This is a genomic window from Actinoplanes sp. NPDC049118, assembly GCF_040648555.1.
Classification (GTDB): Bacteria; Actinomycetota; Actinomycetes; order Mycobacteriales; family Micromonosporaceae; genus Actinoplanes.
Genome location: NZ_JBEZDY010000008.1, coordinates 105,580 through 118,083 on the forward strand (window position 1 = coordinate 105,580; position 12,504 = coordinate 118,083).

Sequence of the window (12,504 nt, forward strand, 5' to 3'; positions counted from 1 at the left end):
GCGATGTCAGACTTTTCAGCGCCAACCGACGTCGATGCGATCGCCGCGCTCGTCGAAGAAGTGCAGGGCGTCCATCCGTACGCTGATCGCGAGCGGATGCCCCGGCGAGACGGCCGGGTACGGCGCCAGCCGCACGGCCAGCTCGGCCGGGCGCCGGTGGTGCCGGCCGGGGTCGCTGAGCACGGAGGTCTTCTCCGGATCGTCGCGCTCGAGGACCGCCTTGTCGCCGCGGCCGGCGAGCCGCTGCAGCGCTCCCCCGATCCGCCTGAAGGCGCCGGTCTCACTGGGGGACTCGGCGACCACGCCGGCGAGCTCGTCGACGACGATGGCGGTCGCACCGATGTCCAGGAACGCCAGCGACTCGTGGCCGTGGTGCTCGAGGTAGCGGATGCGCCCCTGCAGGACGTCGCCCGGGGTGTCGGGCGCGACCGGAGTCAGCGCCTCGGCCCGCATGCCGACCACGATGCGCTCGCCGTGGTAGTGCGCGATCGCCCGCGACCGGATGTCGTTCCACGGCAGGTAGAGCGCCTGCTCGCCGAGGTTGAGCGCGATGTAGCGATCGAGGTGCACGTACACCGAGGCCTCGAGCAGGTTCATCCGTGGCGCGCCGAGGAAGGCGGCGACGTAGAGGGTCGCCGGGCGGCCGTAGACCTCGGTGGGGGTGCCGATGTCCTGGAGCACGCCCTTGCGCATGATCGCCACCCGGTCGGCCATGGTCAGCGCCTCGGCCTGATCGTGGGTGACATACATGGTGGTGACGCCGAGTTCGCGGGTGAGCCCGGTGATCTCCGCACGCAGCTCGGCGCGCAGGCCGCTGTCCAGGTTGGAGAGGGGTTCGTCCATCAGGAAGAGGCCCGGTCGGCGCACGATGGCCCGGCCCATCGCGACCCGCTGGCGCTGGCCGCCGGAGAGCTGCCCGGGCTTGCGGGAGAGCACGTCGCCGATGCCGAGCGCGCTGGCCACGTCGCCGATCCGCTCGCCGCGCGGCATGGCCTCGACGCCGGAGAGCTTCAGCGGGAAGCCGATGTTCTCGCCGACGGTCATGTGCGGGTACAGGGCGAAGTCCTGGAAGACCATGGCGATCCGGCGGTCCCGCGGCGCCAGGTCCATGACCGGTTCGCCGTTGAGCAGGATGGCGCCGGCGGTGGGGTCCTCGAGCCCGGCGATCATGCGCAGGATTGTCGACTTACCGCACCCGGACGGCCCGAGCAGAACCAGGAACTCGCCGTCCTCGACGTCCAGGCTGACCCGGTCGACCGCGACGCTACCGTGCGGCCAGACCTTGGTGACGTCCTTGAGCGCGACGGTGGACACCGTCAACCTCCTGCGTTTGAGCTGCGACGATGGCTTAGCGTGACTACACACATCGATGCCTGCCATCGGGTGAACGTGCCATTTGCCCACAGTCACCGGATGGTTACCCATTCACGGCCGTCGCAAGATCAACTAACTGCACCGTCTGTGCAGGTGGCGGCACGAACGGGCATCCGCGGGAGGTGGGCGGCCCGGTAGCCGCGCCACGAAGATTTACGGGGCGGGTTCGGCCAGCAACACCCGGCGCACGACCCGCTCGGCGGCCCGGCCGTCGTCGAGGTAGCAGAACCGCTCCCGGAAACGGGCCCGCCGGCCGGCCGCCTCCCCGGTCGCGTAAGCGCCGTCGGCGAAGACGCCGACCAGTTCCGCGAACGTCGTCGCGACCGCTCCCGGCGGCTGTTCCATCAGGTCGAAGTAGGTGCCGCGCAGCTCCCGGTACGCCTCCCAGTCCGGCGCGAAGATCACCAGCGGCCGGTCCAGCACGGCGAAGTCGAACATCGCCGACGAGTAGTCGGTGATCATCACGTCGGCGGCCAGGTAGAGGTCCTCGACCACCGGGTACGCCGACACGTCGACGACCCGCCCGCGCCGCGACTGGGCGTCCTCGTCCGGCGCCACGTAGAAGTAGTGCGCGCGGACCAGCAGCACGCTGTCCGGTCCCAGCCGGTCGGCGAACGCCTCCACGTCAAGCACCTGCTGCCCCAGCGGCAGCCACTCGCGGTGCGTCGGCGCGTAGAGGACGACCCTTTCGGACGGTGCGATGCCGAGCTTCGCCCGTACGGCCGCCGTCTCGGCCGGCGACGCGGACGCCAGCCGGTCGTTGCGCGGATAGCCGACCTCGAGGGTCTCGTACCGGCAGGGGTACGCCCGCTCCCAGGCGACCGTCGTGTGCGCGTTCGCCGAGATGCTGAAGTCCCAGCGGTCCGCGCGGCGCATCTGGGCGTGGAAGTCCGGGTCCTTGGCCGCCGCCGGGTGATCCACCTGGTCCAGGCCCATCATCTTCAGCGGCGTGCCGTGGTGGGTCATCAGGTGCGTGGCGCCGGCCCGCTTGACCACCCAGTTCGGCCAGTTCACGTTGTTGACCAGCCAGCGGGCCCGGGCCAGCGCGCGGTAGTAAGGCAGCGAACCCGCGATCACATAGTCGGTGCCCGGCGGGACGGAACGGGCGCGGGCCCGGCCCACGACCCAGACGTTGCGCACGTCCGGGGCCAGCTCGGCGGCCTTGCGCGAGATCGCCGCCGGGTTGCAGGTCACCCCGCGATACCAGTACGCGGCGTACAGCGCGAGCCGGTCGTCCACCGGCAGTCGCAGGTGGAGCCGGTAGTAGCCGCGGTACGCGGCCTGCCGCACCCGCTTGGCGACCCCCCGCGCCTTCAGCAACGGCACCCGCCGCCGCCGGTTCACGGCCTTGACCACGTCGACGGCCCGGTTCAGCGCCCGGAACGACCGGAAGGATCCCCGCTCGACGAACCGGAGCCGCAGGCCCATCGGCCCCGGCGGCGGACGGTAACCCTGCGCCGGCCGGTACCGGTGGAAGTCCGCGACGATCCGGTCGAAGAAGCTCCGGCGTGAGGCCGGCGGTATCCGCTCGGGATTGCGCAGCACGACCACGTAGTGCCACATCATCCGCTGGAAGAGCAGCGGCCGCAGCGCCTCGGGCCGCTCGGCGTACTCCTCCACCAGCGCGAGCGCGTGCTCCCAGTGCTTGAAGATCTCGAAGTGCCGGTCACCGACCGTACGGGTGATCGCCCCGGTCCTGCGCTGCCGGTAGTGCACGCAGGTGCGGCCGAGCGCGCTGATCCGTTCGGCCGCCGCCAGGATCGGGAAGGTGTACGAGACGTCCTCGTACCAACCCGCCTCGAAGCGGAAGCCGAGCTTGACCAGCAGATCCCGGCGCACGATCTTGTTCCAGGCCACGTGCAGCACGTTCAGCACCTGCGGCCACTCGATGACCGTGAACGTCCGCGGCGCGGTGGCGAGTAGCGCACCGGCGCCGGCGACCGCCACCCGGCCGTCCCAGAACACCCGGTCGAAGCCCACGACCAGCACGTCCGGGTCGGTGTCGGCCAGCCGGCCGGCCACCGCGGTGAGCGCGCCCTGCGCCAGCCAGTCGTCGCCGTCGACGAACCAGACGTAGTCGCCGATCGCCTGGTCGAGGCCGGCGTTGCGCGCCCCGCCCAGGCCCGCGTTCGTCTCGAGCGAGACGACCCGGACCCGCGGGTCACGCTCCGCGTACTCGGCGAGGATGGCGCCGCTGTTGTCCGGTGAGCAGTCGTCGACGGCGACCACCTCGAAGTCCGTGAAGGCCTGCGCCAGCAGCGAGTCCAGGCACTGACGCAGGTAACCCTGCACCTTGTACACCGGCAACACGACGCTGAGCAGGGGCACTACGAACCTCCGGATCTCCAGTCTCCGACCGCCCCCGCCAGGAAGGAACCGCCCACGACGACGGCTAGCAGCAACTCACCGATCGTGGCGACCCCGCCCAGCGCACACAGCACGAGCAGTACGACCCGGCCGTCCCAGCCGAGCCACGCCCTCGCTGCGGACGCGCCCGGCGCACCTTTCTCCATCCGGGCGGTCAGGTCATAGTGACGGAGTGCCAGCACGAACAACAACAGGTAAACAACTGGGGGCGGCACCGAGCAGATCAGTCCGACGGCGACCACGATCAGGTACTCGGCCGCCCGTAGCCCCGCGGGGATCAGCCAGTCGAGCGGCCCGTCGTGCCGGGACCGGGCCGGCAGCCCGGCGCCGAGCACCAGCACCGCGACCACCACGAGCCAGACCGCGGCACCGCCGGTCGCCCGGATGAGCTCCACCTGAAGCCCGCCGCTCACCCACCGGCCCTCGGGGGTTCCGGTCGGCACCCAGCCCGCCAGCAGGCCCACCACCAGCACCAGCGCCGCGAGCGCCGCGACGAGGGTCGCGACCAGCGGTGCGCCGGCCTTCGCCGCGCTCAGGACGGCGCGGACCAGCAGGCCGTCGTCGCGGTGCCGGGAGGTGTCGACCGTGTCGAGCACCCCGACGCGCATCGAGATCGAACGCAGGGAGCGCAGGCCCAACGTGTACGCCGCGGCGAGCAGTCCCCAGATCACCACCGCCGCCAGGGCGACCCGCCCGTTGCCGAACGCCGCCAGCACGGCGATGAGCGCCCACCGCTCCCCGATCGGGAAGACCACGATCCGCTTCAGCCAGTACGCGGCCGAGCCGGTGTCCGCCTGCACCCGGTTGGACGCCCGGCTGAGTCGCGCACCCACCCCGCCGCCGGCGGCGGTGTTGCCCGCGGTGCCGGCGGACTGCCGGGCGGCGGCCTCGTCGTGCAGCGCCCCGTACCAGGTGTCGGTCATGTGCCGGACCGTCTGCAGCAGGATCGCGGTGATCGCCAGCGGCCAGGCGTACGGCAGCCCGGTCCGCTCGGCGCCGGCGGCCAGGCCGGCGTAGACCGCGTACTCCTTGGCGCGGTCGGCCATCGTGTCGAGCCAGCCGCCGAAGGCACCGAAGCGACGCGTGTAGCGGGCCAGCTGCCCGTCCACGCAGTCGAGCACGAAACCCAGGTAGAGCAGGACGCCGCCGGCGATCATCGCGGGCCGCGAGGCCTGCCAGAAGGCGAGCGCGGCGGCCACCGCGAACACGACCGACAGCGCGGTGACGCCGCTCGGGCTGAGGCCGAGCCGGGCACACCACTTGGTGACCATCGGCGACCAGGTGCTGACTGCGTAGGTCGTGAAGAAGTCGTCCTTCTCCTTGACCGCGAGCCGCAGCAGGGCGGAGTCCTCGTCGACGGCGGCGACCGCGGCGCGGGCGGCGGTCAGCTCGGCAGTGGTGTGCACCCGCTCGGCGTGCAACAGCCGCACCCGGGTGGCGATGGGCACGAGTCCGCCCTCGATCAGCGCCGGCAGCAGCACGTCGACCGCGTCCCGCCGGGCGGCACCGGCCGGGCCGGCGGCCGCCGCGGTGGTCGTGGCTTCGACCGGAGCACCGCGCGGGTGGCCGCCGGAACCAGCCTCGGCGGCGGCATTCCCGGCCGCGCGCGGCGAAGCCTGGGCGGAGGCGTTCCCGGCCGCGCCCGGGGAAGCCTGGGCGGAGGCGGTCCCGGCCGGCTCGTGGCCGTCCGCACCCGGCGCGACCGGCGCCCGGTCGGCCGCGCGTGCGGCGGCCGCGGCGAGGATCGGCAGGTCGGCCGGGGCGATGCTGATCGCGCCCAGGAAGCGGGTCGTGCCGTCCGCCGCCGCGACCAGGCGTCCGCGCTCCTCGCGCAGGTCGCCGCCCGCCTCCGCGATCACCAGGGCGGTGCTGCGGCCGGCCGGCTCGGTGGCCAGGGTCCAGAGCAGGCTCGGGTGGGCCACGAGATTGTCGGCGCACAACAGCACCGGTTCCGACGCGTCCGCGGCGATCCTGGCGATCTCGCGCAGCTGCCCCGCGACGTCGAGTCCCTCCACCGGCACGACCGCGGTGGCCCCGGCCGCGGCCAGGGCCGCGGTGAGCTCATCGGCGAGCCGGCGGGCCGCACCCGGGTCGAGGTCGTTGCCGGTGCTCCCGCACAGCACGGCGAGCGTCACCGAGACATCCCTCCCAGAGCCGCCCATGGTGACGACGCGTCCGGGGGCGGAATTGCCCCGATGCTAACAGTGGTTTCACACGGGGTACGGGTAGCCCTTACGGGAACGCGAGGGCGCTTCTCCACCTCGGGATCGAGGGCGGCGCGACGGCGGGCCCATACCGTTGGACGTGGTTGCGGCGCACGGTCGCAGCCGCCACCGAATGGAGTGAGTGACGTGACCCGCCGACTGTCCCGGCCCCGCGGCGACCGATGGATCGCCGGTGTCTGTTCCGGCCTGGCACGCCGATTCGGCGTGTCCTCCGGGGTTGTGCGCTTGATCTTCGTCGTGTCCTGCCTGCTGCCCGGCCCGCAGTTCCTGATCTACCTGATCCTCTGGATCATGATGCCTAACGAGTGAGCCGCGATCCGGCGCCCCTTCCTCATCGGACGGGGCGCCGGGCCTTTTCCGGCCCGTGGATCAGGGGCTGGCGAACGTGACGGTCACCGAGGTGTAGCCAAGGCTGGTGAGTAGGCCCTGCAGCATCTTCCGGGTGTTGTCCCGGGCACGCTGATCCAGCCCGCTGCCGCGGGCCGCCTCCGTGATGCGCTGCTGTGCCAGCTGGTAGACCCGCTGCTGCTGGCCGGGATCGCTGCGGAAGGCATCGCCGATGCGATTGAGCAGGCCGCGCTCCTCGGCGACGACGTAGCTGCGCTGCATGTCGAGGGCGGCCTGACCCTGCTGCGGCGGGGGCAGCTCGATCGTGACCGACTTGTCGTTGTTGTTGACCTTGACCGCACCCTCGGCGAGCGAGCCGAAGTCGACATACTCCTCGACCGTGCCGGAGCCGACGAAGAGCGTGCGCTTGCTGAGCAGGAAGTCGGGGACGTTCTCCCGGTTCTCCTGCAGGTCGACGATGACCTGGAAGGTGCCGTCGGCCGCGACGTAGCGGCTCAGATCGCGCATCGACTGCAGCAGCACCGGCTGGCTGCGGTCGGTGGTCCGGTCGGAGAACGGGTTGTCGAAGCCGGGCAGGACGTTGACCGCGCGCAGACCGAGGCACATCGCCACGATCAGCGCGAAGACGACGCCGGTGAACACGAGAACGCGGGCGAATCCGCCCATGCCGGGCCGGGGCTCCGCGGCGGGAACCGGATCCACGGTGCCAGGCGCGGGCTGATCGCCGACCTCTGGATACTCCCGGGTGGGTTCGTCGATCTCGCTCGAGTTGGCCATCGGTGCTCACCCCCTCCTTCTGACACCCACGGTACGGAAGGGGTACGACACTCGCAGCGCGGTCAGCCCCCGAAGGCGTTGAGACCGGTCAATCGCTGGCCCACCACCAGCTGATGGATCTCCGAAGTTCCCTCGTAAGTGAGCACACTTTCGAGGTTGTTGGCGTGCCGGAGCACCGGATACTCGCCGCTGATGCCGTTCGCGCCGAGGATCGTGCGGCACTCGCGAGCGATCTTGATGGCCTCGCGCACGTTGTTGAGCTTGCCGACGCTGACCTGCTCCGGGCGCAGCCCCACCGAGTCGCACCGGCGCCCGAGGTGCACCGCCAGCAGGTAGCCCTTCTGCAGCTCCAGCGCCATATCCGCGAGCTTCGCCTGGGTCAGCTGGAAGCCGGCGATCGGGCGGCCGAACTGCTCGCGGCTGGTCGCGTACGAGATGGCGGTGTCCAGGCAGTCGCGGGCCGCGCCCAGCGCTCCCCAGATGATGCCGAAACGGGCCTCGGTGAGACACGAGAGCGGGGCCTTCAGGCCGCGCGCCTCCGGTAGCCGGGCCGACTCGGGCACCCGGACGTCATCGAGGGTGATCTCGCCGGTGGACGACGCGCGCAGCGAGAGCTTGAGCCTGACCTCCCGGGCGGTGAAGCCCTCGGTGGCGGTCGGCACGGCGAAGCCGACGACGCCCTCCTCGGCGCGGGCCCAGATCACGGCGACGTCGGCGACCGGGGCGTTGGTGATCCACATCTTGCCGCCGGTCAGGATCCAGTCGTCGCCGTCGCGGCGGGCCCGGGTCGCCATGTTCCCCGGGTCGGAGCCGTGGTCGGGCTCGGTCAGCCCGAAGCAGCCGATCAGCTCGCCCGCGGCCATGCCGGGCAGCCAGCGCTGCTTCTGCTCCTCGCTGCCGTACTTCCAGATGGCGTACATCGCCAGCGAGCCCTGCACGGAGACCAGCGAGCGCACGCCCGAGTCGGCGGCCTCCAGCTCGAGGCAGGCCAGCCCGTATGCGACCGCGGACGCGCCGGCGCAGCCGTAGCCGGTCAGGTGCATGCCGAGCAGCCCGAGCTTGCCGAACTCGAGGGCGAGCTCGCGGACGGGCACCTCGCCGCGCTCGTACCAGTCGGCGACGTCGGGGCGGACCCGGTCGTCGACGACGCGGCGGACCAGCGCGCGGACGTCGCGTTCCTCGTCGGTCAGCAGGGCGTCCAGGTCGAGAAGGTCGAGCGGGGAGACAGCGGCCATGGATCGACCCTAGGCCCTGCCGGCCGGACAGGACCAGCGATCAGTTGTCGATGACGAGGACCCTGGCGTGGATCTGGTTGCGCTGCTGCAGCGCTGCGCGCAGCGCGCGGTGCAGCCCGTCCTCCAGGTAGAGGCCACCATGCCACTCCACCACGTGCGGGAAGAGGTCGCCGTAGAACGTCGAGTCCTCGGCGAGCAGCTTGTCCAGCGCGAGCTCGCGCTTGGTGGTGATCAGGTCGGCCAGCCGGATGGGGCGCGGAGGGATCTCCGCCCATTTCTTGAGCGTCGTGTGATGGTCGGGGTAAGGCGCTCCGTCCCGTACCGCTTTGAAGATCACTACGGCACGCTCCCCTCGGTCCTCACGCACGTCATGCCCGCCGGATGCCCACCGGGCAGGCCGATTCGCCTGCCAGCCTAGCGAGCCGCCCGCCTGGCGACCGGTCCACGCCTCCGGCGTCGTCACCCGTCGTCAGATGTCACTCGCGGAGGGCGTACCCGTCGCGGCCCACCGGCCATGATGCACCACCTCGTCCACCGGGCGATGCCCCCGGCGCAGTGACGGTGACCTCTTATCCGCGGCGGGGTAGCCGATCGTGAGAACCCCGACCGGAGTGAATTCCTCCGGAACGCCGAAAGCCTCCCGGAATGCACCGACCCGCTGGGCGGGCACCCCGAAGAACAGCGAAGCCAGCTCCTCGTTCACCGCGGTCAGGTGGATGAGCAGGGCGGCGAAGCCGGTGTCGATGTCCCAGTACGGCACCGGCCAGCGCTTTTCGTCCCGGTCGGTCCAGCCCTTGTCCGCCTGGGCGTACCGGTCCAGGTATGCCGACTTGTTGGACAGCGCCACGATGATCAGCGGCGCGGTCCGCATCCGGTCCAGCCACGAGCCCGCCGCGGGGTCGTCCCGGTCGGCCGTCACCGACCAGTAGAGATCACGGTCGGCCCGGTCCCGCAGCACCAGGAAGCCCCAGCCCTGCGAGAAGCCCGCCGAGGGCGCGCGCAGGGCGTGCTTGATCAGCTTGTCGACGATCTCCGGTGGCACCGGACGGTCCGGGTCGTAGGTGCGGACCATCCGGCGGCGGCGGAGAACCTCGTCGAACTCCACGATCAGGCGACCGCGGGCCGTACGCCCCAGGAGGCGCGCCAGGTCTGACCCGGCTCGAGCACGATCAGGTCCCGGCCCGAGCGGTACGCGTCCGGCGGGCACGTCATCGGCTCGATCGCCACCGACCGGCGGAAGCGCTCGCCGTGCAGGGTGTCCCCGGTGAAGATCTGCCACCAGCGGAAGTTCTCGTCGCCCCAGACCGTCACGGACTGCTCGCCCGTCGGCGCGGCGATGCGCACCGAGGAGCCGCCGTCGGCCGCGTAGGTCAGGTCGCCGAACGTCGTGTCCAGCACGGCCTCGCCGATGCGGCGCGGCTCGGTGTAGTCGTAGTCGCTGCCGGCGACCTTGACCGCGCCGATCGGCAGCAGCCGGGCGTCGGTCAGCACCCGGCTGCGTCCGGGCACCTGCAGCAGGATGTCCTCCACCGCGACGCCCGACAGCCGCAGGTACGGATGCACGGAGAAGCCCCACGGCGCGTTGGCGTCGCTGGTGTTGACGACCTCCTGATCGGAGCGCAGCCCGTCCGCGGAGACGCTCCACCGCGTGCGCAGCGTCAGCGACCAGGGGTAACCCATCTGCGGCGGCAGGTCGAGCTCGACCGTCACGGTGTCGTCCGCCTGTTCGGCCAGCCGCCAGCGTGCCCAGTTCGCCAGCCCGTGAATCGCGTTGTGCCGGGCCGGCTCGGTCAGCGCCAGCTGGTGCGCCGTGCCCTCGAACGTGTAATGCCCGTCGCGGATCCGATTGGGCCACGGCGCCAGGATCTGGCCGGCCGAGGCGGGCGAGATCTCGTCCGGCCCGAAGCCGTCCACGACCTCCTGCTCGCCCACGGAGTAGCCGCGCAGCACGCCGCCGACCTCCGCGATCACCGCTCGGTGTCCATCGGCCTCGATGGTCCACTGCAAACCGGACTTCGCCGCCACGACGTTTCTCACGCCACCGCCTCGCTCTGCTTCCCGGCGCCGTGAGGCACAGGAATACCGTCGGTCATTGCCCTGACATTATCGGGTGACCTCGGCGTCGACGGGAGGACGGTATCGAAGCAGGGCGGGGAAGGCCGCGGCCAGCACCACCGCGACACCCGCGGCTGCGAACCCGCCGCCCGCCCACGAGAAGGTCGGGCCGGCGATGTCGGCGGTCGCGCCCGCCCGCAGGTCGCCGAGGCGGGGACCGCCGGCCACCACAACGGTGAAGACGCCCTGCAGCCGGCCGCGCATCCGGTCCGGCGCGAAGGTCTGCAGGATCGACTGCCGGTACACCGCGCTGACCAGGTCCGCGGCGCCGCCGACCGCGAGCAGCAGCACCATCAGCCACAGCGAGTGCGCGAGGCCGGCCAGGCCGACCGCGATGCCCCAGCCGACGACGGCGATCACCAGGGCGGCACCCTGGCGCCGGACCCGGCCGATCCAGCCCGACGTCAGCCCGCCGACCAGCGAGCCGATCGCGATCGCGGCGAAGAGCCAGCCCACCGCCGAGCCGCCGCCGAAGCGGTCCTCAGCGATCTCCGGGAACAGCGCCCGGGGCATGGCCAGCACCATCGCCACGATGTCCACCGCGAACGACAGCAGCAGGACCGGCTGGGTGACCAGGAAGCGCAGCCCGTCGGCGATGCCGCGCAGGCCGGCCGTCGGCCGCTCGGCGGCGCCGTCGTCGTGCACGGGCGGGATCGCCGGCAGCCGGAAGGTGGCCCAGAACGAGACGGTGAAGAGCAGGACGTCCACCGCGTACGCGATCGTGACGCCGGTGTCCGTCGACCAGGCGCCGAAGATCAGGCCCGCGGCCAGCGGCCCGAGGACGCCGCCCGCCGTGGTCGTCGTGTACGCGAGCGTGTTCGCCGCCGGCACCAGGTCGCCCGGCACGATCCGCGGGATGATCGCCTGCCGGGCCGGCGAGCTCATCGCGAAGCCGGCCGACTGCACGGCGGTCAGCGCGAGCAGCACCGCCGGGCTGTGCAGCCCGGCGACGGCCTGTGCGAGCAGGCCGACGGTCGACAGCCAGGCCAGCGTGGAGCTGGCCAGCAGCAGCTTTCGCCGGTCGACCACGTCCGCCGCGGCGCCGCCCCACAGGCCGAAGATCAACAAGGGTACGAGGCTCGCGACGCCGAGCAGGCCGACCCAGGCTGACGAGTCCGTGATCGCGTACATCTCCACCGGCACGGCGACGGCGGTGAACTGGAAGCCGAAGAACGCGACGCCGTTGCCGATCCACATCCGCCGGTAGGCGGCGCCGCGCAGCGGCCGGACGTCGATGACCCAGCTCCGGTGCCCGCCGCCGGCCGCCTCCTCGGCGACCTTCGCCGCCGCCTCCACCGGCTCCTGACTCACGGCGCGAGCCGTTCCACCACGAAGCCCTCTTCCGTACGCCGGTAGCGCAGCCGGTCGTGCAGCCGGCTGCTGCGGCCCTGCCAGAACTCGACCGTCTCCGGGACGATCCGCAACCCGCCCCAGTGCGGCGGCGCGGGAACCTCGCCCTCGGCGCCGAAGCGCTCGATCGCCGCGGCCAGCCCGGCCTCGACCGCGGCCCGGTCCGGCAGCACCTGGCTCTGCGGGCTGGCCCAGGCGCCGAGTTGCGAGCCACGCGGCCGGGTGGCGAAGTAGGCCTCGGTCTCGGCCCGGTCCACCCGCTCGACGGCGCCGGTGACAAGCACCTGGCGCTGCATTCCGAACCAGGGGAAGACCAGGCTGGCGACGGGGTTCGACAGCGCCTCGACGCCCTTGCGCGAGCGGTAGTTGGTGAAGAAGACGAAGCCGCGCTCGTCGTACTCCTTGAGCAGCACCGTGCGCGCGCTCGGCCGCGCCCCGGCGTCGGCGGTCGCGACGATCATCGCGTTGGGCTCGGGCAGGCCCGCGGCCTGCGCCTCGTTGAACCAGCGGGTGAACTGGCCGAGCCAGTCCGCCGCCAGGTCGGTCTCGAGCAGCCCGCTGCGCTCGGTGTAGTCGCGCCGCATGCCGGCGGGCGAGGGCGATTCCGGGATCACACGCTCTCCTCCGCAAGGATTGAACCTCTTTCAGCCGATGCCAGGCTGAAAAAGGTTCATTGACCCAACGAACCTAAGTCCCGGACGGCGGCGCGTCAG

The 12,504-nt window shown here is 71.9% G+C and carries 11 protein-coding genes; 1 reads left to right on the forward strand and 10 read right to left on the reverse strand.

The annotated features are described in order from the left end of the window. Positions 1-15: 15 nt before the first annotated feature. The 3 genes from AB0B58_RS14260 to AB0B58_RS14270 all read right to left on the reverse strand — a co-directional run bounded on the left by AB0B58_RS14260 (position 16) and on the right by AB0B58_RS14270 (position 5,876). Positions 16-1,314 (reverse strand): ABC transporter ATP-binding protein, encoded by a 1,299-nt coding sequence (locus tag AB0B58_RS14260; RefSeq protein ID WP_360223001.1) that lies wholly within the window; start codon positions 1,312-1,314, stop codon positions 16-18. A gap of 213 nt (positions 1,315-1,527) precedes the next feature. Further along, positions 1,528-3,702 (reverse strand): bifunctional glycosyltransferase family 2 protein/CDP-glycerol:glycerophosphate glycerophosphotransferase, encoded by a 2,175-nt coding sequence (locus tag AB0B58_RS14265; RefSeq protein ID WP_360223004.1) that lies wholly within the window; start codon positions 3,700-3,702, stop codon positions 1,528-1,530. Further along, on the reverse strand, positions 3,702-5,876 hold the full coding sequence (locus AB0B58_RS14270) for a DUF5941 domain-containing protein (RefSeq protein ID WP_360223007.1): 2,175 nt from the start codon (positions 5,874-5,876) through the stop codon (positions 3,702-3,704). Before AB0B58_RS14270 ends, AB0B58_RS14265 begins: the two co-directional genes overlap by 1 nt. Before the next feature lie 216 nt (positions 5,877-6,092). Between AB0B58_RS14270 and AB0B58_RS14275 the strand changes: the two genes are divergently transcribed. Further along, on the forward strand, positions 6,093-6,275 hold the full coding sequence (locus AB0B58_RS14275) for a PspC domain-containing protein (protein ID WP_360223009.1): 183 nt from the start codon (positions 6,093-6,095) through the stop codon (positions 6,273-6,275). A 60-nt stretch (positions 6,276-6,335) separates the two neighbouring features. Here AB0B58_RS14275 and AB0B58_RS14280 read toward each other — a convergent pair whose 3' ends face one another. The 7 genes from AB0B58_RS14280 to pdxH form a co-directional block, all read right to left on the reverse strand. Then, the gene (locus AB0B58_RS14280) at positions 6,336-7,091 is read right to left on the reverse strand and encodes a DUF4230 domain-containing protein (RefSeq protein ID WP_360223012.1); all 756 of its coding nucleotides are present in this window, start codon (positions 7,089-7,091) and stop codon (positions 6,336-6,338) included. 62 nt (positions 7,092-7,153) lie between these two features. Next, positions 7,154-8,326 carry an acyl-CoA dehydrogenase family protein gene (locus AB0B58_RS14285; RefSeq protein WP_360223015.1) on the reverse strand — a complete coding sequence of 391 codons (1,173 nt, stop codon included), beginning with the start codon at positions 8,324-8,326 and terminating at the stop codon, positions 7,154-7,156. A gap of 40 nt (positions 8,327-8,366) precedes the next feature. After that, a complete protein-coding gene (locus AB0B58_RS14290; protein ID WP_360223018.1) occupies positions 8,367-8,663 on the reverse strand; it encodes a type II toxin-antitoxin system VapB family antitoxin in 297 nt (98 codons plus the stop codon). Positions 8,664-8,795: 132 nt separating this feature from the next. Further along, positions 8,796-9,431: a nitroreductase family protein gene (locus AB0B58_RS14295; RefSeq protein WP_360223021.1), complete on the reverse strand. Its 636-nt coding sequence runs from the start codon at positions 9,429-9,431 to the stop codon at positions 8,796-8,798. 2 nt (positions 9,432-9,433) lie between these two features. Continuing rightward, positions 9,434-10,363, reverse strand: a complete 930-nt coding sequence (locus tag AB0B58_RS14300) for an aldose 1-epimerase family protein (RefSeq protein ID WP_360223024.1) — start codon at positions 10,361-10,363, stop codon at positions 9,434-9,436. Between the two features lie 66 nt (positions 10,364-10,429). Further along, positions 10,430-11,737, reverse strand: coding sequence for an MFS transporter (locus tag AB0B58_RS14305; protein ID WP_360223664.1), 1,308 nt, complete (start codon positions 11,735-11,737; stop codon positions 10,430-10,432). Between the two features lie 11 nt (positions 11,738-11,748). Continuing rightward, on the reverse strand, positions 11,749-12,405 hold the full coding sequence (gene pdxH, locus AB0B58_RS14310; protein WP_360223027.1) for a pyridoxamine 5'-phosphate oxidase: 657 nt from the start codon (positions 12,403-12,405) through the stop codon (positions 11,749-11,751). Between the last annotated feature and the right edge of the window lie 99 nt (positions 12,406-12,504).

What these genes read in the sequence shown, in the direction of transcription:
- AB0B58_RS14280 (WP_360223012.1), bottom strand. Translation starts at nt 7,091, where the DNA reads ATGGCCAACTCGAGCGAGATCGACGAACCCACCCGGGAGTATCCAGAG.
- AB0B58_RS14285 (WP_360223015.1), bottom strand. Translation starts at nt 8,326, where the DNA reads ATGGCCGCTGTCTCCCCGCTCGACCTTCTCGACCTGGACGCCCTGCTG.